General features: G+C 28.9%; 20 protein-coding genes and 1 pseudogene. 12 read left to right on the plus strand and 9 right to left on the minus strand.

The window, feature by feature from the left end:
- The first annotated feature begins 12 nt into the window (after positions 1 to 12).
- From rplF to rplO, 4 genes and pseudogenes are all read left to right on the plus strand, one after another.
- Positions 13 to 552, plus strand: a complete 540-nt coding sequence (gene rplF, locus NPA11_RS00850) for a 50S ribosomal protein L6 (RefSeq protein ID WP_257043753.1) — start codon at positions 13 to 15, stop codon at positions 550 to 552.
- 21 nt (positions 553 to 573) lie between these two features.
- Positions 574 to 924, plus strand: coding sequence for a 50S ribosomal protein L18 (rplR, locus tag NPA11_RS00855; protein WP_257043754.1), 351 nt, complete (start codon positions 574 to 576; stop codon positions 922 to 924).
- Positions 925 to 1103: 179 nt separating this feature from the next.
- Positions 1104 to 1592, plus strand: a pseudogene (rpsE, locus tag NPA11_RS00860) (30S ribosomal protein S5); the annotation flags it as partial.
- A gap of 7 nt (positions 1593 to 1599) precedes the next feature.
- Entirely contained in the window at positions 1600 to 2034 is a 435-nt protein-coding gene (gene rplO, locus NPA11_RS00865; RefSeq protein ID WP_373457101.1) for a 50S ribosomal protein L15, read from the plus strand.
- 100 nt (positions 2035 to 2134) lie between these two features.
- On the opposite strand, the gene NPA11_RS00870 is transcribed toward rplO, so the two are convergent.
- Together NPA11_RS00870 and NPA11_RS00875 are read right to left on the minus strand one after the other, a co-directional pair.
- On the minus strand, positions 2135 to 3037 hold the full coding sequence (locus NPA11_RS00870; protein WP_257043757.1) for a hypothetical protein: 903 nt from the start codon (positions 3035 to 3037) through the stop codon (positions 2135 to 2137).
- An 8-nt stretch (positions 3038 to 3045) separates the two neighbouring features.
- Positions 3046 to 3957 carry an RluA family pseudouridine synthase gene (locus NPA11_RS00875; RefSeq protein ID WP_257043758.1) on the minus strand — a complete coding sequence of 304 codons (912 nt, stop codon included), beginning with the start codon at positions 3955 to 3957 and terminating at the stop codon, positions 3046 to 3048.
- Between the two features lie 209 nt (positions 3958 to 4166).
- Between NPA11_RS00875 and NPA11_RS00880 the strand changes: the two genes are divergently transcribed.
- The 4 genes from NPA11_RS00880 (at position 4167) to NPA11_RS00895 (ending at position 11571) form a co-directional block, all read left to right on the plus strand.
- The gene (locus NPA11_RS00880) at positions 4167 to 8900 is read left to right on the plus strand and encodes a DUF4011 domain-containing protein (protein WP_257043760.1); all 4734 of its coding nucleotides are present in this window, start codon (positions 4167 to 4169) and stop codon (positions 8898 to 8900) included.
- 166 nt (positions 8901 to 9066) lie between these two features.
- The gene (locus NPA11_RS00885) at positions 9067 to 10038 is read left to right on the plus strand and encodes a bifunctional oligoribonuclease/PAP phosphatase NrnA (RefSeq protein WP_257043762.1); all 972 of its coding nucleotides are present in this window, start codon (positions 9067 to 9069) and stop codon (positions 10036 to 10038) included.
- Positions 10038 to 11015 carry a bifunctional oligoribonuclease/PAP phosphatase NrnA gene (locus NPA11_RS00890; RefSeq protein ID WP_257043763.1) on the plus strand — a complete coding sequence of 326 codons (978 nt, stop codon included), beginning with the start codon at positions 10038 to 10040 and terminating at the stop codon, positions 11013 to 11015. The genes NPA11_RS00885 and NPA11_RS00890 overlap by 1 nt, the downstream gene beginning before the upstream one ends.
- Before the next feature lie 4 nt (positions 11016 to 11019).
- The gene (locus NPA11_RS00895) at positions 11020 to 11571 is read left to right on the plus strand and encodes a thymidine kinase (protein ID WP_257043764.1); all 552 of its coding nucleotides are present in this window, start codon (positions 11020 to 11022) and stop codon (positions 11569 to 11571) included.
- Positions 11572 to 11615: 44 nt separating this feature from the next.
- Here the strand turns inward: NPA11_RS00895 and era are convergent, their stop codons facing one another.
- Genes era through NPA11_RS00920 form a run of 5 tightly spaced genes read right to left on the minus strand, consistent with a single transcriptional unit; the run spans position 11616 to position 15752 of the window.
- The gene (gene era / locus NPA11_RS00900; protein WP_257043765.1) at positions 11616 to 12491 is read right to left on the minus strand and encodes a GTPase Era; all 876 of its coding nucleotides are present in this window, start codon (positions 12489 to 12491) and stop codon (positions 11616 to 11618) included.
- Entirely contained in the window at positions 12491 to 12883 is a 393-nt protein-coding gene (gene cdd / locus NPA11_RS00905; protein ID WP_257043767.1) for a cytidine deaminase, read from the minus strand. The genes era and cdd overlap by 1 nt, the downstream gene beginning before the upstream one ends.
- Before the next feature lie 2 nt (positions 12884 to 12885).
- Entirely contained in the window at positions 12886 to 13350 is a 465-nt protein-coding gene (ybeY, locus tag NPA11_RS00910) for an rRNA maturation RNase YbeY (protein WP_257043768.1), read from the minus strand.
- A 16-nt stretch (positions 13351 to 13366) separates the two neighbouring features.
- Positions 13367 to 13711: an MAG1140 family protein gene (locus NPA11_RS00915; RefSeq protein ID WP_257043770.1), complete on the minus strand. Its 345-nt coding sequence runs from the start codon at positions 13709 to 13711 to the stop codon at positions 13367 to 13369.
- A gap of 16 nt (positions 13712 to 13727) precedes the next feature.
- A complete protein-coding gene (locus tag NPA11_RS00920; protein ID WP_257043772.1) occupies positions 13728 to 15752 on the minus strand; it encodes an Mbov_0121 family peptidase domain-containing ABC transporter in 2025 nt (674 codons plus the stop codon).
- A gap of 122 nt (positions 15753 to 15874) precedes the next feature.
- On the opposite strand from NPA11_RS00920, the gene NPA11_RS00925 reads away from it, so the two are divergent.
- A complete protein-coding gene (locus tag NPA11_RS00925; RefSeq protein WP_257043773.1) occupies positions 15875 to 16312 on the plus strand; it encodes an RpiB/LacA/LacB family sugar-phosphate isomerase in 438 nt (145 codons plus the stop codon).
- Between the two features lie 96 nt (positions 16313 to 16408).
- Positions 16409 to 16894, plus strand: coding sequence for a hypothetical protein (locus NPA11_RS00930; protein WP_257043774.1), 486 nt, complete (start codon positions 16409 to 16411; stop codon positions 16892 to 16894).
- A 58-nt stretch (positions 16895 to 16952) separates the two neighbouring features.
- Here NPA11_RS00930 and NPA11_RS00935 read toward each other — a convergent pair whose 3' ends face one another.
- Both NPA11_RS00935 and NPA11_RS00940 read right to left on the minus strand, forming a co-directional pair.
- Entirely contained in the window at positions 16953 to 18140 is a 1188-nt protein-coding gene (locus NPA11_RS00935; RefSeq protein WP_257043775.1) for a phosphopentomutase, read from the minus strand.
- A gap of 374 nt (positions 18141 to 18514) precedes the next feature.
- A complete protein-coding gene (locus NPA11_RS00940; protein ID WP_257043776.1) occupies positions 18515 to 19384 on the minus strand; it encodes a DegV family protein in 870 nt (289 codons plus the stop codon).
- Between the two features lie 42 nt (positions 19385 to 19426).
- Between NPA11_RS00940 and tapR the strand changes: the two genes are divergently transcribed.
- Together tapR and tyrS are read left to right on the plus strand one after the other, a co-directional pair.
- On the plus strand, positions 19427 to 20002 hold the full coding sequence (gene tapR, locus NPA11_RS00945) for a TyrS-associated PheT N-terminal domain-related protein TapR (RefSeq protein ID WP_257043777.1): 576 nt from the start codon (positions 19427 to 19429) through the stop codon (positions 20000 to 20002).
- A 1-nt stretch (position 20003) separates the two neighbouring features.
- The gene (tyrS, locus tag NPA11_RS00950; protein WP_257043778.1) at positions 20004 to 21239 is read left to right on the plus strand and encodes a tyrosine--tRNA ligase; all 1236 of its coding nucleotides are present in this window, start codon (positions 20004 to 20006) and stop codon (positions 21237 to 21239) included.
- Positions 21240 to 21307 lie beyond the last annotated feature (68 nt).

A 21307-nucleotide genomic window follows, 5' to 3' on the forward strand; every position in this document is an offset into this window, starting at 1 on the left:
AAGGGAAGTGTTATGTCACGTGTTGGAAATCGTATCTTAACAATTCCTGCTGGAACTAGTGTTACTGTTGATGGGACTAAAGTAACCGTTTCAGGAAAATTAGGAACTCTTAGTAGAGAATTTAGTTCAAAAATTGCTGTTTCAGTTCAAGACAACCAAGTCACCACAGTTCGAGCAAACGAAGAAAAAACTACTAAACAATTACACGGAACCACCAATGCTCATATTGCCAATATGATTACTGGTGTTTCACAAGGTTTTACCAAAGAACTTGAAATTAAAGGAGTTGGGTATAAAGCTGCATTAAAAGGAACTCAATTAGTTATTTCGGCTGGATACAGTCATGAAGTGACCTTAGAAGTTCCTGCAAATGTCAAGGCTACTTTAGCTAAACCAACTGAAATTACCTTGTTTGGAATTGATAAACAAAGCGTAACTTCATTTGCTGCTATTGTGCGTAGTGTGCGTAAACCAAGTGTGTATTCAGGTAAAGGAATTTCATACAAAGGTGAAAAAATTAGACGTAAAGAAGGGAAAACTTCTTCTAAATAAGAAGCAAGTTAGGTGAATAATATGGCAAAATTATCAAGAAATAAAGCTCGCAAAGCTAAACACATTCGTATTCGTCAAACACTTAGCGGAACTTCAGATAAACCACGTTTAAGCGTCTATAAATCACACCAAAACTTTTATGCACAATTAATTGATGATTCAAAAGGAGTTACACTAACTAGTGTTTCAACCCTTAAAGATTCAAACTATTCTGGAAACATTCAAGCTGCTAAAGAACTTGGAGCTAAAATGGGTCAAGCTGTTCTAGCTCTTGGAATTAAAGAACTTGTTTTTGACCGCTCAGGTTATCTGTACCATGGAAGAGTCAAAGCATTTGCTGAAGCCGTTCGCGAAAAAGGAGTTAAATTCTAATGGAAAATCAAAAACAAGCAACCAAACCAGTTGTTGGTACTAAAGAAGTTAAATCACCACACCCAAGACCTGCTAAACCAGCAACACCTCCAGTTGAAGAAAGAAGAAACTTTCGAAATCCCAAAACTAAAACCGACAAACGTCCTAACAGAGATGATCGTCCAAGAAGAACCCGTGGATTTGAACAGCCAGTTTCTGAATATTCAGAAAAAGTTATTGATATAGCTAGAGTTACCAAAGTTGTTAAAGGTGGAAGAAGATTTAGCTTTAGTGCCTTTGTAGTAGTTGGAAACAAAAAAGGTAGTGTTGGATTAGGACACGGAAAAGCTAATGAAGTTCCTGATGCAATTAAAAAAGCCATTAAAGACGCTCAAAATAACCTTATTGATGTGCCACTTGTTAATGGAACTGTTCCACATGAAATTCAAGCTAAATTCCTTGCTTCAAGAGTAATGCTTAAACCTGCTTCAAAAGGAAAAGGGTTGATCGCTTCAGGGACAGTGCGTGCAGTTACTGAATTAGCTGGATATACTGATATTGTGACTAAAACATATGGTTCACGTTCAAAAGCAAACACTGTTAAAGCAACTCTAAAAGCTCTATCACAACTTAGAACAGTTGAGCAAATTGCTGAAATTAGAAATAAAGATGTAAAGGACTTAATCTAATATGTCAATTAAATTACATACATTAAAAGCAACCGAAGGTTCACGGAAAGAAAAACACCGTAAAGGTCGTGGACATGCGGCTGGAAAAGGAAAACAAGCTGGTAAAGGGCAATCAGGACAAAACAAACGTAAAGGACACAGATTAGGATTTGAAGGGGGTCAAACTCCTTGATTCCGTAGAATCGGAAAACGTGGATTTACTAACGTTAACCATTTAGAATTCCAAGTAGTTAACTTAAAAGATTTAGAAGCTAAATATCAAGATGGTCAAGAAGTAACTATTGAATCATTATTTGCAAACAACCTTATTAAAAGAACCTTGCCAATTAAAGTGTTAGGGAATGGAACCTTAACTAAAAAATTAATTGTTCGTGTTCATCGAGTTTCAAAATCAGCTCAAGAAGCAATTATTGCTGCTGGCGGACAAGTCCAAGAACTATAATCACATTCAATTTCATTAAACACAGCTTACTGTGTTTTTTATTTTTGCTTGAGAATACAAAAATACATCTCATTAATGAGATGTATTAAAAATGATGTCTTTATTTATTTGTGTTGTTTTTTCGGGTATAATTGTAAATTTTTTCAGCTAGTTCTTCTTTTGAAAGTTCAATATAACCGTAAATTCCTAACAATTGAGCCAGCTTATGCAATTGTTCTGTTTTCAGATCAAGAAGCTTTTTAATTTCTCTTTCCTTTTCTAATTCTGTAGCACTTTTTTGGGCTTTTGTTTGGGCATTATTATATTCTTGATCAGGCTGATTGTAATCAGCTTCTTGTTCGTTAGTTTGATTAAAAGGGAAGTTAAATCCAAACGGATTTTGTTGTGAGAATTTTGAAAATTGCTCAAACATTTTTTTTCTTTGTTCAAGATGGAAGGCAAAAGCAAATGCTCTTTTAATCAAATATAAATGACGCGAAACCGCAATAATAACAATAATCGAAAATAAGAAATTAGTAATAAATAATGCTAAAACAGCAACAAAAGGATATTGAGTAGCAATGCCCCCTAAATAAGAAAATTTAATAGTTCAACCAAACGATCATCACATTGAAATACAAATAACTATGTTACTGGTAAACAATCGCATAAAGTTTTGCTCTTTATAACTTTGATACACTGAGCGTACAAAGAGAACATTTGCAATGAAAAAGAATAAACTAGGTCATATTGTCGATATAAATAAATTGTTTCACTCTGCCATAGCAGCGACATTTATATTAATATTACTATTTTGTGGATTTGCACTTTGAATTTCTAAAAATTTATTAACAATATCAGCTTTAAAAACTAGTAATAAAATATTTATAGTCACATTTAATAAGAACAAAACAAAGATTGCAATCCCATTGGAAATGACAAATCTTTTAAATTCATTTTCTTTGTTTCACAATTCTTTTATTGTTTTAAGAGTTTTGAAACTTGTGTCGTAAATACCAAACATTTTTCCCCTTAACTGAACAGCTGATTAAAATCAAAATCAGCTATATCAAACTCCTTTGGAGGTTTTGCGTACAATACAATTTTCTCTTTTGTAATCGGATGAATAAATGATAATTTATAAGCGTGTAAACGTTGATTAAAATCATCAACTTTTTTTCCATACAAAGGATCTCCATAAACTGGATTTTTAATATATGCTAAATGAACCCTAATTTGATGTGTTCTTCCAGTTTCTAATGTACATTTTACCAATGTTTTCGGCATATTATCAATGTAAAAAGTATTCAGCATTTCTACATGAGTAATCGCCTCTTTAGCATTATTATTAGTTACGCACATAAGCTGACGATTTTTTACATTTCTTCCAATTGGTAAATTTAATTTTAATTTCCGGTCTTCTAAAATTCCGTCAATAATAGCTACATATTCTCGGCTAATATCGTGTTTTTTAAAATGATCAGATAATAGTTTATGAATTTGATTATTTTTAGCAATAATTAGCAATCCACTAGTATCTTTGTCAATTCGATGGACAATTCCAGGTCTGAGCAATCCATTAGCATTAGATAAATTATTTTTAAAATGATAAAGCAATCCATTTACTAAGGTTTGATTTAAATGACCTGGTGCTGGATGAACAATGAGACCTGATGGTTTGTTAATCACAAACAAATGCTCATCTTCATAAACAATATCTATATCCATTTTTTGTGGTTCGAGTTTAATTTCTTTTTCTAATAACTTAACTATTTTAATTTCTTGTCCTGGTCGCACAATGTACTTTGGTTTAATTACATTGCTTTGGTTCACATAAACAGCTCTTTGTTGAATTAGTTCTTTAATATCATTTCGCGATATCTCTGTGTGATCACAAATATACTTATCAATTCTTTCTTTATATTCAACTTTAAGAAATATCATGTTATTTAAATTATACTTTTTTTACAAAATAAAAAAGTAAATTTAGCAAAATATTCATTTATTTGCTAATTTAATTTATTCATATTTTATGGTCATTTATTAATTGCAACTTAAAATTTATCTAAAAAAATAAACTTTCTAAATGATGGATGTTCCTTATTAATTTATAATTAAAATAATATTATAAATTTATCAAGCAAGGAGATAAGGTGACTCAAAAAGAACGTAAGAGTATTTTAAAAAATATTGAAGTTTGAAAAAATAGACTGCTTGATTTAAGCATGAAAAATCAATCAATCAATTATCGAAAGACAAAATCGCAAACTGTAGAAATACTCAGTCCAAGTGTGGAAGTTTTTTTAAACAGGTTTTATGGGCTGAAAAATTTACAATTTGCCAATTTATTTGGTAATGTTGTTGATGATTTTGAAGAAGAAAACGGACCAAAAAAAGTTAAAGGAAAGCGTGTTTCCTTTGGAATTGAATTAGAACAAAAAGATAAATATTTTAAAAATGAAATCTTTCCATTAATAACTGCTTTCCAAAAAAAATATAAAGGTAATTATTTATGTTCAAACCTTTATGACACTGTTCAAAATCGAAATCTTTCAAATTTGATGAAAAAATCAAATTTGTTTAAGGAAGAAAACGGTATTAACGTTTTATATTTTGCTGTAGGTTTTTTAGAATGATATGAAAACAAAGAATCTGATGATAAGCATTTAGCACCAATCTTATTTGTGCCGGTTGAACTTTCAAAAGATGCGTACAATTCACCTTATAAAGTTAACTTTCTTGATGATGAATTCCTACTTAATGAATCGTTTATTCAAAAATTAATTAATGATTATAGCGTTAATTTAAACTATAAATTTGAAGCAGATAAGTCAAATTATGAGCTTTTTGTTGACTATAAAAATTTTATTCTTGAACAAGTTAAAAAAATTAATGATAAAAGATGAAAAATTATTGAAGAAATTGATTTAGGAATTTTTTCATTCTCAAGAATTAATATGGTCAAAGATCTTGAAGAAAACACTGAAAAAGTAATTAATAATCAATTTGTTAAATTGATTTCAGGTCTTAAAGATCCAGTTCAAAACATTAAATTTACCGAAAAAGACATTGATGATGTGGTTAATCCGGCTGAATACTTTCATACTTATAATGCCGATTCATCACAAGAGATAGCTATTCAAGCTGCTATTAGTGGAAAAAGCTTTGTCCTTCAAGGTCCTCCAGGCACAGGAAAATCACAAACCATTACAAATATTATCACTGAGTTGATTGCTAGGGATAAAAAAGTACTTTTTGTCGCTGAGAAACAAGCTGCTCTTGAAGTGGTTTATAATAATTTAAAAAGAATTGGACTTAATGATTATGTTTTACCAATTCACAATACTAAATTAGATAAAAAAATTGTTCTGCACGAACTTGCTTCGACACTAGAAAAAGGACAACATAACATCTCAATTGAAGATACTTTTCATAAAGATGCAGTTAATAAATTTAACGTTTCTCATCAAGAGTTGTTAAATTATCCGCAAGGATTACAAAATATTTTTCAACCAATTAATAAATCAATTTATCAACTTTATGGAGCTTATTTTAAATATGCTAAACATCCTGAAATTATATTTGATATTCAGGATGTGGAAAAAGTTTCTGAACAAGAATTACTAAAAAGAAGAAAACTGATTGATTCATTCCACAACGCCTTAAATATTAACGATTTTGACATTTCCAAAAATGATTGATACGGATTAATTTATGAAGAAATGTCTCTCAAGCAAAGAGAAAAAACAGTCGAAAATCTTATCCAATTCAGAAACACTTTGCATGAAGCCATTAATTTTGCTAATCAATATCCATTTTTAAGAATTAAAAAAGATATTATCTTAAAAAGCATAGAAATTTATCAACAAACTCTTGAGCACTTAACTAAAATTTCTTCAATTAACTCAACGATTATGTCAAATCCTAATATTGAAGTAGATGTTGAGCATTACAATTCATTAGTTAAAATTCGTGGACAAATTGAAGAGCTTAAATCAAGAATCAAACACAAGTATAATCTTGAAGTAATTAACTTGGATGCGGTTAATTATAAAAATCAACTCTCTTTCTTTAACACTGGTTCAAAACGTTTCTTTTATCCAGGATATAAAAAGATTAAAAATCGTATTTATGCCTATAAACTAACAGATGAAAAGCTCACATATGCTGAATTACTTAACCTTTTCAATATTATTGAAGAAATTCAAGAAAAAGAAAAAGAATTTACTGATATTAGCAAACTTGTTAGTTATAGAGTACCATTAAATGAATTTGCATTTTTAAAAAATACTTATGAGCATATTGATTGATTTAATACTTTTAAACAACTAAGCCACTCTTTAGAATGAGATTCAAAATATATTTATCATCTTTTTGCATTTGCTTTAATCCAAAAAGACCAAGCAAGAGAACTATCTGCACAATTTAATGAGATTTTTAATAAATTGCAAAAACATATTCATATCTTTAGACAAGATTTTAACACTGAATTCTTTGATATTGATGGATATACTTTTGATAAATTAGATAAAAAACTTGATAAAGCAATTCATAATAATGAACATTTAACTACAATTTTAGAGTTTAATCGTGTTTATAAATTAATGAAACAAAATCATCTTCAAGAATACGCTGATGCATTGATTCAAAGAAATATTAAACAGGATTACTTTGCAATTTATTTAAGAAGATTTTATTTATTACTTATTGATAAATATCAAGCCGAATTATTCCCTGACTTTAACGGTGAGGTCATGGATTCAATCCGTAAAACCTTTGCTCAATCAGATGCAATTATTCAGTCAATGGCTAAAACTAAAGTGGAAATGTCAATTATTGAAAAAATCCCAAATTACAATAGTATTGAAGGGCTGAATTCAGAGGTTTCAATTTTAAGAACTGAAGCAAACAAATCAAGAAGAATCATGCCATTTAGATTATTGTTTGACAAAATCCCAACTTTAATCACTAAACTTAAACCATGTTTAATGATGTCACCACTTTCAGTGTCTTCATTACTTAAAAATTCAAACTTAGAATTTGATGTAGTTATTTTTGATGAGGCCTCGCAGGTTCGTCCTGAAAATGCAATCGGAGCTTTATCAAGAGCTTCTCAATTCATTATTTCAGGAGATAAGGAACAACTTCCGCCTACAGATTTCTTTGCTCACTTTGATGAAGATGATTCATTAGATGATAATTCTTGAGATACTACTGCTTTTGATTCAATTCTTGAAGTTGCTAATATTGTATTACCAACAATTAAACTTAAATGACACTACCGTAGTAAGTTTGATGAATTAATTCACCCTTCAAACAAAGAAATTTATAATGAATTAATTACCTTCCCCGCTTCAAAAATCCCATCTAAATTTGAAGGAGTCTCACACGAGCATGTTCGTGGTCAATTTATTGACTCGGTCAACCAGGTTGAAGCTGATAAAGTCGTAGAACTTGTTATTGAAATCATTCGAAAATACGGTACCAGAAGAACTGTGGGGGTTGTTACCTTCAACACCCAACAAAGAGATTTGATTGAACGGAAAATTAACTTACTCAGACGGAAAACTAATGAATTTGAACATTTCTTTAATGCTTGAGAAATTGAAAAATTCTTTGTTAAAAACATTGAAACTGTACAAGGGGATGAAAGAGATATTATTATTCTTTCAGTTGGTTATGGACCTAACGCTAAAGGAATTATGACTATGAATTTTGGTCCATTGAACCAACAGAATGGATATCGTCGGTTAAATGTTGCCGTAACTCGTGCAAAAACAGCTGTTATTGTTGTTTCATCATTCCTAGAAAATGATATTGATTTATCAAGAACCAACTCACGTGGAGCTAAATTCTTGAAAAATTACATTCGTTATGCTGCTTCAGCAAACAAACATATTGAGGAAACTAACCAATATGTCTCTGAATTTGACTCTCCATTTGAAGATGATGTTTATAACGAATTAAAAGAACGAGGATATAATGTGGTTAAAAGAATTGGATCTTCAGGATATAAAATTGATTTAGCGATTTTAGATCCAAAAAAACCAGGACATTACATTTTAGGAATTGAGTGTGATGGTTCGGTTTATAAAACATCTCGTTCAAGTCGTGATCGTGAAATTCTTAGACAAAGAGTTCTTGAAGGACGTAAGTGAAATATTTACCGAATCTGATCAACAGATTGATATAAAAATAAAACCAAACAAGTTGAAAGATTGACCAAATTTATTGAGCATTTAACAAATAATAAAACCACTAGAACAAACTCAAACACAAGTGATATGGATGCATTGAAAATTAATGTCCCAGTGGAAATTAAGCAAAAAGCAATTGAAAAAATTCAATTCAATCCTTATCCAAATTATGAACAATTATTTGACAAAATTCAAAAATCAAATTCAGAAAGCAAAACTGATTTTGTATGAGCTTTAATTAGCGAATTACATCCAATTCACTATGATGAATTGAAAAAATTCATTCCACGTATGTTTGGGAGAAAAACCTTTACTGCTGCTCTTAAAGAAGAGCTTGATGCTATTTTAAATGAATTATCTCAAAAATACTTTATTGACTTTGAAGCAGATTTTATTGTAGCAAAAGATCAAATTATTGAATTTAGAGAACACCAAAAAAACTCATCTAAACGTGATTTTGCACGGATTCACCTAAATGAAGTTGAACACTTTTTATCAACTTTTATTGTAGCAACTAAAAACTTGAGCTTAAATGATATTATGATGACTTTTAGTAAATATTGTGGATTTACAACCATTACCCCTGTTTCAAAAGATCTCATTTTAAGAGCAATAGATAATTTAATTAATAATGGCTTAATCCAAGTTAATGATGATATTCTTTACCTTCAAGAACAAAGCATGCTTTAATTTAAACACTAAGCAATTATTGAATGTAATTGCTTAGTGTTTTTAGCTTGAATATGTAATTTTTTGCAAATAATACCAAGATTTTTACCTTTATAAGAAAGCATAATTCTATAAATAGTAAAATTAAATTATTATATAAACTAGCTTGGTAGGAGGAGAAGACAAAATGCTTATAGGAAATTCAAAAGTTGCCAAAGAAGCAATTGAAAAATATGATTCAATTATCATTTTTCATCATATACGACCAGATGGCGATTGTTTAGGATCGCAACACGGCTTAGCTGAGTTAATTAAAACTAATTACCCAGAAAAGAAAGTATATTGTGTGGGTGATAATGTTGGAGTCTTAGACTTTATGAAATATCACTTTACTGACTCATCTCAAATTGATTTTACTAATTCACTCGGAGTCGTTGTTGATGCTTCGTCAGGTGATCGAATCGAAAATGCTGAGTTGTTGTATCAAAATAAAACTACAGCAAAATTACGGATTGATCATCACCCAAATGATAGTGATATTCAATATGATTATCTTTGAGTTGACGAACATTATGTTGCAGCTGCTGAAATGATTGCAATGTTGGCATATGAATCAAATTGGAAGGTATCACTTAAAGCCAGTGAGTACATTTATTTAGGGATTAATACAGATTCAGGAAGATTTTTATATCCTGATACTAGTGCAAGAACACACACATTAGTAGCTTTTTTAATGGAAAATGGATTTCATCCACAACCGATTTTAAAAGAACTTTCAAAAAGAACTTTTAAAGGGATTAAATTTATTGGAGAATTACTTAGTGGCTTTAAGAAATACGGAAGAGTTCTTTATTTTGAAGCTACTGATCAAGTTTTACAAAAACATGAATTTAGTTCGCTTGAAGCTTCAATGTATGTTAATGAATTGGCTAATATTGAAGATAACTCTTGTTGAGCATTATTTATTCAATTAGAGGACGGAAAAGTACGTGGTCGTTTAAGATCAAACGGCCCACTTGTAAATAAAGTCGCTAAAGAATTCAATGGGGGCGGACATGATAATGCTGCCGGAATTACTTTAGATTCTTGAAATCAAGTTCAAGATGTTTTAGATAGATTAAATCAAGAAATTATTACATATGAAAGTGAGACAAAATAATGCAAATCGGTTCATTAAAACAAGCAGTTGAACAATTATTAAAATATGATTCAATCGTGATCTTTCATCACATTCAACCTGATGGTGATTGCTTAGGTTCGCAACACGGACTCGGGGAATTACTTAGAACTAATTTTCCGAACAAACAAATTTATTGTGTTGGAGATGAAAATGGTTTATTTCCATTCTTAAATATCCAAATGGATCCAAACCCTAGTGATGAAATTTTAAAAAAATCACTAGCAGTTATTGTAGATGCTAATTATAAAGATCGCATTCATACTAGAGAATTACTTGATAAAGAAATTTTTGCTCACGTTTTAAGGATTGATCACCATCCAAATGACGATGATTTAGGTGACAATGTAACTAGATGAGTAGACAGTTCATATATTGCTGCTGACGAAATGATTGCCGAGATAGCTTATGAAACAAAATGAAAAATAAGCAAACAGGCAGCTCGTTTCTTGTATCTTGGGATGGTGACTGATTCAGGAAGATTTTTATTTAGTAATACTAGTGCAAGAACCTTAAAATTAGCTTCATATTTATATGAAAATGGTTTAGATGCAGATTTTATGCACTTAAATATGTATAAAACTTCGATTGAAGAAATTAAATTTAATGCTTGATTAACATCAACTCTAAAAACACGTGATGGAGTTGCGTATCTTCAAAATTCTTATCAAGACACTATTCAAAGAGGGAGAACACCTGAAAAATCAGTTCGTCCGAATTTAATTTCTAATATTGACGGATTTCCAATTTGAGCACAATTTATCGAAGAAAAAGATGGAAAAGTTAGAGTCGAATTAAGATCAAACGGCCCAGTTGTTAGAAATGTTGCACTCAAATGGGGTGGTGGAGGCCATCTAAAAGCCTCTGGTTGTGTTTTAGATTCAGTTAATGATATTGAATCAGTTATTGATGATTGTGCACTAGAAGTTCAAAAATACTTACAACAAGAAAGTAATTAGTTTGATGTATTGAAAAGACACTAAGGGTTCACTTGAAGTTATTACTGGACCAATGTTTGCTGGAAAAAGTGCTGAATTAATTAAAAGATTAACAATTTTAAAAATAGCACAAGTAAAATTTTTAGTTTTTAAACCAGATTTTGATACACGTTTTGGAAACGATGTAATTGTTAGCCGAACTGGTTCAAATGTTAAAGCCATATCAATCGCTAGAGCAAATGATATTTGAAAATATTGAGACGATCAAATCAAAGCGATTGCTTTTGATGAAGTTCACTTTTTTGATGAAGGAATTTTTGAAGTAGTGGAAAAACTAATTTCAAAAGGTGTAAGAGTTATTGTTTCAGGTCTTGATATGGATTTTGCTGGGAAAAGTTTTTTAATAACCTCTGAACTCTTAGCTCAAGCTGATTATGTTTCTAAATTAAAAGCAGTATGTATGAAGTGTTTTGAACAAGCATCACTTTCTTATCGTAAAGTCAAATCAAAAGAAAGACATCTTTTAGGCGATTCTGAATACGAAGCAAGATGTCGCCAATGTCATAAAGTAGAATAATTTAAAAGTCTATGAAAAATACACGAAATTTTTCTTCGTGTATTTTATTTATAACCAAATTTAGCTAATTCTTTTTCATTGTTATTTCACTTATCAGCAATTTTAACTTTTAAATTTAAAATAACTTTACTTTGGAATTGATGCATCATTTTGTAGCGTGCACTTTGACCAATTTGCTTAATTTTTGTTCCTTTAGCACCAATTACCATTCCCTTTTGTGATGCTTTTTTAACATAAATAACAGCTTCAATTTGAATTAAATCTTCTAAATCTTCAAATTCATTTATTTCTACTGCAATTGAATGTGGAAGCTCTTCATAAAGAGAATTAATAGCAGATTCACGAATAATTTCTTTCGCTAAAAATCGCATGCTTTTATCAGTGATATAATCAATGTCATATTGAGCTTGACCTTCATAAGCATATGGTTTAATTACATCGATTAAAGAATTAATTGATTTGAAGTCGTTTTTTGATGTAGAAAGAATATGTTCAAAATTATATTCCTGAACCTCTTTAATTTTTTCTGCTAATAATTGTGGATTTTTTCTAATTTTATCAATTTTAGTGATAACAGCAATTTTGTGTTTAACCTTAGCGATTTTTTCTAAAATCATTTTATCGCCAGTCCCGATTTTTTCATCAGCTGGAGCTAAAAATAAGAGCACATCAATATCTTTAGTGGTGTTATAAGCATTTTTATTTAAAATTTCACCTAGTTTATTTTCAGGTTTATGAATTCCGGGTGTATCGGTAAAAATAATTTGATATTCATCATCAGTATAAATACCAGTTATTTGATCTCTTGTGGTTTGAGCTACATTAGTTACAATGGCCACATCATACCCGACAATAGCATTAATTAATGTACTTTTACCCACATTTGGACGCCCTATAATTGAAACAAAACAAATTTTCATTATTTAATATCGCTTTCTAAAATACTATAAGGAACCAATTCAGCAACTGTATTAACTCTAACTTGAGTTGTATCATTCGAATATTGATACACTTTAGCTTCAGGAATCATAAATTCAGTCATTACTTGCCTGCATCCAGCACACGGACTAATAATTCCCTCTTTTTTACTGATAATATGGATTTCCTTGAATGTTCCAACTTTTGCTCCATATGCAACTGATCCAAATAATGCACTTCTTTCTGCACAAATTCCAGATGGATACGCAGCATTTTCAACATTAACTCCATAATATTCATTTCCATCCTGGTCAATTGCACAAGCTGCAACTTGAAAGTTTGAATATGGTGCGTATGCTCTTTTCAATAATTCTTTTAATTTTTTAATATCCATTTTTACTCTCTACCAATTTTTAATGGTTTAAAAATTTTATCCACAATTTTATTCATTTTAATTCTCTCTTCTTCTACTTCGTGATCATATCCAGCTAAATGAACTAAACCATGGGTAAATAAATAGCAAAATTCTCTTTTAATTGAGTGATTAAATTCAATTGCTTGTTCAACCATTCTATCATAGCAAATAATTAATTCTCCTAATAAAACGAAGGGTAATTGGTCATAAAGAGAGCGATCATAATGTCCGAAAGAGAGAATATCAGTTACATAATCTTTATTGCGGTATTCTTTATTTAAGAGCTTAATTTTTCTTTTAGACACAACTTTAACGTCTAAAAGTATCTGTTTGTTAATTTTAAAGAATTTAGCAAAATTTTTAACTATTTCTTTCATTTCGTGATCAAAATCAATATCGTGTCTAGTTCTATTATCGAAAGAAATTTCATGAATGATTTTATTCATGATTAAAATTATAAACTTATTTAGGTAAAATGTGCTTTAAAATATATTCTAAAAATGTTGTTTTTCCTGAATTATAGGTGCAATAAATTTCAAGAATATTATTCTCTTTCATTTGTAAAAGCAAAGATGGAGAAATTATTTTTATTTGATTCTCATCCAAAACATAAGTAAAGGAATAAGTTGATATTTGATTTTTAATTTGAACATTCAATTCTGGTTGTTTGACTATTTCATCCGATTTAATACCATTGAGAAAAATATCATCATATTCCCTACGAAGATAAACTTTTTTGTAAGAATTAATTTGGTAAGTTAAAGCAATATAACACATAAAAGCAAAAACAATCAATAATAAAAGCATCAAGCAAATAATAAAGTTATATTGAGACGTGGTTCTTTTCAAGATGCACCTCTTTTGCATTATCGAAAATAAATTTATTATTATGGCTAGTTTCAATTACAAGTGAATTATCAAGCTTCTTGTTTAAATAATTTTTAATTTCATTAAAAAAAGATTCGCTCAAATTGTCAAAAGCTTCATCAAAAAGATAAAGAAGATATGGGTGCTCGATTATTTTTAAAAAATTAACCACTTGGATTTCTCCACTAGAAAGCTCGTTAAATCTTTTGTTTTGAAGTGTACTAATTTTATTAATTAGATCATTTGATAATTCTTGAGAAAATTCATTGATATTTGAAAAATTAACATATTCACTGACAAAAGATTGAGATAAATTATTCTTATGACCAATATATATAATGTTATTTTTTAAATCAAAGTCATTAAAAATATCTTTTTGAATATTATTGATTTTAATTATTCCATTACTTGGTTTCAAGTTTCCGCTTAAGATTGCAAAAAGAGTCGTTTTACCAATTCCGTTCATTCCCTTTAAATGTGTGTTTTGATCAATTACTAGACGTTGCACATTTAATGCACTATAATTTTGTTCATACTGGTAATCAACATAAGATAATTCAATTTTTCTAATATTATTAAATTGGTTTTGTTGAGTTTGAACAATGATTTCTTGCTTTTGTTTAAAGAATCTAAGCAATATTTTTGCTGTTTTGTATTTAATGTGCAAATTAAATAAAGGCCAAAAATTTTGTGTTGATTTGGTTAATAAACTAGCTGCTGTTAGTGTAAAAATTAAATCTACCAAAGTAATAGCACCTTTTCAAATTTGAAAAGATCCTAAAAATAAAACTACAAAAGGACCTAGCATCTCGATAATTGATGATATTGAAAAAACACTTTCAGATACATAATTAGTTTTTAAATAATTTTCTTGCATGTTAGAAAATTGTTTTTGAATATTTTTGTAAAGTTTATTTTGAATTTGAGAAATATTAATTGAATTAACATAATTGTAATATTCTTCTATATTGGATGTAAGAGCAATGTTTTGCTCTAAAATCTTCTTATATGAATCGTTGTATCAATTTTGCATAAATAAACTAATTAAAAAGTTAATTAAGCAATAAATAATTAAAGCATAAAGCAAGACAAAGTTAATTGTATATATCATTAAACCACCAATAATTAAATACAAACCATTTACAATAATTGAAGATAAAAATGAACTTTTATAATCTCAAATTGTGTCTATAGCTATAATTCTGTTTAAAAATTCACTTGAATTTAATTTAGTGATTTCTTTGGAATATTGTGATTTTAAATTTTTTAAAAGATCTAATTTTTGTTGATTGGAATACTCAGTAACTTTAGTTAAAGTTCATTTATTTGTTAGATATTTAAATGTTTGTTGTGTGATTAAAATTCATAAAACAAATCCAGCACAAAAATATAAATATATTTCTAAATTGTATGGAATAATCTCAGAAAAAATATATTTAGTCATTAATGGAATAAGCAAAATAACAAACAATTCTAAAAGTTTACTTAAAAAATGCATTATTTGCATTTTGATAGCATTAAAATTAACTTTTTCATGAGTAAAATTTTTTATTTGCTCTTTTTGGTCAGTATTTGGTTGGTTTAAGCTTGAAAAAGCTACAATGATATTTAAAAAGATTTTTTGAAATTCTTCTAAGCTTATTTTACCTTTTCCATAAGCCGGATCAATATACCAAATTTGTGAATTAGTACATTTTTCAATAATAATCATATGCTGATTATTATTTTGATTGATAATAGTTGCAAATGGGAATTGATCACTTGAGAGTTTTTTAAGCGTATCAAGATCACAGTTAAAAACTTCAATACTTAAAGAATATTGATTAATTAATCTTTTCAAGCTCTCAAGTGAAATCCCATTATTTTGATAAATTGCATTAATTTTCAGTTCATCAAGAGGGACTTTTTGACCATGAATTAGCTCAATAAAATACTGAGCAACTACTAATGAACAATCTTTTGAATCTCTTTGATATTGCATTTCTTTTATGAAATAAATAAATTTAAAAAAATTATTAAAAAAAGAAAATAACAGTGTTTGTACAGATTAGTAATTTAACTTAAAAAAGTTTATAATTCTATTATTACAATAAAGAGGTTATTATGAAAAAAGTAGTTGCTTTTGCAAGCGATCATGCTGGATTTAAGCTGAAACAAGAATTAATTGAATACCTTAAATCACTCGGCTATGAAATAGTTGATTTAGGACCAAAAACAGACCAAAATCCAGTTAGTTATGCAACTCAAGGAAAAGAACTTGCAGAGTATATTGATAATAAAAAACCAGATTTTGGTATTGGAATTTGTGGAACAGGCTTAGGAATTTCGTATGCATTAAATCGACACAAGCACATTCGAGCTGCTCGTGTGACCTCGGTTGAAGATGCTAAACTTGCTAAACTTCACAATAATGCTAATGTTTTGGTTTTTGGCGGACGCCAAATTTCCACAAAAAAAGCTCAAAAAATCATTGATGAATTTATTGCAACTGAATACGAAGGTGGTAGACATCAACAAAGAATTGACGAGTTAGATATGTAATTTTAGAATAATCTTTTTGACAAATTCAACAGAAAAACTCTCAAGTTTGCTATAATAGAGATACCATTATAAATTTTTAATTTAGTTAGGAAAAATATGAAAAGAAAATTAGCTTTAATCTTATCGGTTTTTGGTGGAGTAATTACACCTTTATCACTTGCTGTTTCATGTTCTAATAGTTCAACAATTGTTGAACCTAAAGTTGATGCAAAACAAGAAGAAAAAACCGAAGAACCTAAAAAACCTTCTCCAGAAGAAGTTGCTAAATTATCTTTACTTAAAGAAACTGTTTCAACCAATGAAAAATTATTAAGAATGTCAGAGAACGTACTTGTTATTTCAAAAGACAAAATTAAAGACAAACTCGCAACCGAAGCTTCAGTTGATGATGTTTATCTTGAATTTGGAAAATTGTATTATGATTATGCAAAACAAGTTGATAAAAAAGTTATCCTTGTTTCTTCTGAAGGAACCCAAGCTAAATTCTCAGTTCGCCTTTCTAAAACTCTTTCAAATGGAAAAATTGTTTCTGTAGCTAGAGAAGTAACAGTTCCTGGATATAAAGAAGAAGTGACTCAATAAAATGTTAATAATTAAAAAAACATTCTTGAAAAGAATGTTTTTTTGTGCTTAAATCAATTTAAACAAGTTTATCAAAAATATCATCACCAGTTTCAAGGACAACATCGGCTCCAAAATTACGAGCTACAATGTTTCCAAGAGTCCCAAGCCCATTAAATGTATCTAAAACTTTTGGAGCGGTAAATGATTTTGAATAAATAGTTGCTGGAAGATATTCTCTAGTATGATTAAATCCAGGATAAAGTGGATCGTTTCCATGATCACTAGTAATGATTAATAAATCATCTTTTTTTAAAACGTTAATAAGTTTAGCTAGTTTCACATCTAAATCAGCGATATTTTGAGCAAATCCGTGGACATCACGTCTATGACCATAGTGCGAATCAAATTGAACTAAATTAGTAAAAACGAATTTATTTTCACTTTCTTCCATAGCTAGTTCAATGGTTTTATCCATTCCAATTGCATCACTCCCACTTGGGATGTGTCTAGAAATTCCTTGCCCTACAAAAATATCATTAATTTTACCTACAGAAACAACCTCAACCCCCTTATCAATTAAATTATTTAAAATTAATTTAGGTGGCTTGTTTGCATAGTCATGACGATTGTAGGTGCGAGTATAATTACCAGCCTCACCGACATATGGACGAGCAATAATTCTTCCGACATTTCACTCAGGTTTTGATGAACAAATGGCTCTAGCTGCTTGAGCATATTTGTATAATTTATCTAGACCAGTTCACTCTTCGTGAGCACAAATTTGAAGCACTGAATCCATTGATGTGTACACAATTATCGAGCCATTTGTTTTTTCTTCGTGTGCTAGTTCATTAATAATTTCAGTTCCACTAGCCGCTTTATTTCCGATAATTTTACGGCCATCAAAAGCCTTTTCTAGTTCATTGATTAACTCTTTCGGAAATCCAGTTTCGGTAAAGGTCGGAAATGGAACTAAAGTTTTAATTCCCATTATTTCTCAGTGACCAGCCAAGGTGTCTTTAGCATTAGAAACTTCTTGAACCTTTGCCATATAAGCGAGCGGATTTTTAACATGATAATTTCCTTGTAAATCAGTAATATTACCAATTCCAAGTTTTTTCCATGTGTTGATTTTAAATTCTTCGGCCATTGATGCAGAACGGATAGTGTTTGCTCCAGCATCGCCAAAAGCTTTCTGATCACGATCCGGACCAATTCCTAGTCCATCTGTAATTATCATGAAAATTCTTTTAAACTTTTGCATTAAATCTCCTTTAGCAAAATTTCATATTTTAATTTTAAACATTTTTAAACAAAAAAGTTAAAAAACAAACAAATGCTTGTATAATTTTATCGCTGTTTATTGCTAAAGCGATAGGCAGCAAAAGAAAATTAAGTTTGTTTTTTTAGGTTTAAAAACTAAAATTTATTTAAACTCGCAACAATTTTAATTCGTTAGTCGTTATTTTCAAAAAACACATTTTTTATTTTTAAAAATCATTCATAAATTATTTAATTATATTTATGTTAATATCGCCCTTCTTTGTTAGTGATTTTTATAAAATATTCATATTTGCCCTAAAATTGTGTCTTTTGATAAAATCAATAGTCAAAAAGCAGCTACAGCTGCTTTTCTTTTTACTCAAATAAACTTCTTTGTTTATTTGAAAGTTTACTATGTTTAATAATTACTATAGCTTCTGGTCCGGTGTGAATAGAAATTACTGGGGGAATATATGATATTAATGGATTAATTTGATAATTTTCTTTAACATATTCAATATATTTATCAATTTCAGGATTTTGTGAATGTAAAATGATTAAATCTAAGTTCTTTAGTTCCTGTTTATGTAAATTTGCTAATTTATTTTCAATACAATTAAGAATTGTTTTTGAAAATACCCGACCAATTCCCTCTTTTTCTAATTTACCATTTTCAAATTTAATCATAGGAATAATTTTTAATAAATTAGCAACAGCAGCTGCTCCAGGAGTTAAGCGTCCACCTTTGACTAAAAAATTATTATACTTAGGAATTAATGTTACTGAATATTGGCAAGGATTATTTTCAATTTTCTTAATTGCCTCATTTAACGAAACTCCAGAGTCAATTAAATGTTCAAATTCAATGACTTTTAAGCTAATTAATTGTGCAACATCAAGTGAGTTAATGACATAGACATTTTTAAAATTATTTGAAAAATTTACTAAATTTTGATATTCACCTGATAATTTTTCTGAAAGTGGAAAAACCACTACTGCATCAAATGTATTTGAAAGTTGTTCAAATAAATTCAAAACATATCCAATGTTTGTCGAACTTGTTTTAGCTCCACTTGAATTTTTAGAAAATTTGTCAAACAAGTTTTCACTAGTGAGGTCAATTCCGTCAAGATAATTTTTATTATCAATTTGAATATTTAACGGAAGATAAAATCAACCTCGATTTTTGGCTTGTTTTTCAGTCAGTCCACAAGATGAACTTATAACAATAGCTATCTTTTTCATATGTTTAATTATTATAAGATATTTAATGTAAAATATAATAATATGATTTTAGTGCATAAATTAAGCGATCAATTTAGTAATTGTGCGATTTTAACAATTGATACAAGCATCAAACCAACCAAGCAAATTAAAAGCGATAATTATCTCTTTTTTGTTGATGAGAATAATAAAGTTAATTCAATTAATGTGTTTAATAATGAATCATTACTTAATTCAAGTAATAAAGCTTTTTTTGCTTTAGATGAACAAGAAAGTTTAAAAATCAAAAAAATAGCTCATGATTTAAATTTACAAATTAATGATGGAAAAAAGTTTGTTTATGCTCAAATAATCAAACGTAATGTTCACCCCAAAAGTGATAAATTATTTGTTTTAACTTTATTTGACAATTCTAAAGAATTTCAAGTGGTCACTAATACACTTGATTCAATTCAAGGAAAAATTGTAGCTGTAGCACTTCCTGGTTCAATTAATGCAAACGGATTAGAAATTTTAGATGGCTCAATGTTGGATGTAAAAAGTAATGGCATGCTTATTGGATATGCTAGTTTGGGATTGCAAGACCAAGGTTTAGTTTTTGGTGATGAGAAAAATATCGGAGAGGAAGTTATATTTTAAAATGAATATTATTGAAGAATTTAAAAAACGTGGTGTTTTTAAACAAATTTCAAATTATGAAAAATTTCTTAATCTCCCCAAAAATAGTGGAGTTTATGTTGGTTTTGACCCCACAGCAGATAGTTTACATTTAGGAAATTATATTCAAATTATTAACTTACTCAGATTTAAAAAATACGGATATGAAATTATTGCAGTTTTAGGTGGGGCTACAGGAATGATTGGAGATCCATCATTTAAAGAAGCAGAAAGAATCTTACTTAATGAGCAGCAAATTAATCATAATAAGTCTAAAATTAAACAACAACTTGAGAAATTTGGCTTTAAAGTAGTTGATAATTATGATTTTTATAAAAACATGACCATAATTGATTTTTTAAGAGATATTGGAAAACTAGTGAATATTGCATATATTATGTCTAAAGATTCAATTGCATCACGGATTGAAAAAGGACTAAGTTTTACTGAATTTTCATATCAATTAATACAAGGTTGAGACTTTGTTCAACTTTATAAAGATTTCAATGTTAAAATCCAATTTGGCGGCTCAGATCAATGAGGTAATATTACAACTGGTCTTGATATGATCTCAACTCTATTTGGTTCACAACATCAAGCAATTGCATTAACTTCTCAACTTTTAACTGATCAAAATGGAAATAAATTTGGAAAATCGACCGGTGGAGGGAATAATTGATTAGCCAAAGAGAAAACCAAACCATATGATTTATATCAATTTTTACTTAACCAACCCGATTCACAAGTTGAAAAGCTACTGAAATGATTAACTTTTATTCAAATTCAAGAAATTGAAGATATCATGAAAAAGCATTTTGAGCAACCATCATTAAAATTGGCTCAAAAAAGATTAGCTTATGAAGTCATTAAAGATATTCATAGCGAACAAGATGCTAAAAATAGTCTTAATATTAGTGAAATCTTGTTTAACAAAAATCTTGATTTAAACAAATTTACTCTTAATGATATTAAAGGAATTGAGAATGAACTTAAAACTCTTGCAATTCCAGTTAATACTAATTTAGTTGAATTTTTAATTGACAATCAAATTTTAAAATCTAAGCGTGAAGCTAATGAATTTATCCAATTTAAATCGTTAAGAGTTAATTTGCAATCAATCACTCAAGAATTTTTAGTCAATTCAGAATTTTTTGAGAACCAATACGCTTTTCTTAATGTAGGTAAAAAACAATTTTATTTAATTAAAATAGTCAAATAAAACCCGCACTTTTTTGCGAGTTTTATTTTTTATTGACAAAAATAGGTATATAATTAACATATTACCAA

It is taken from the genome of Mycoplasma sp. 1578d (genome assembly GCF_024582695.1).
Lineage (GTDB): Bacteria > Bacillota_I > Bacilli_A > Mycoplasmatales > Metamycoplasmataceae > Mycoplasmopsis.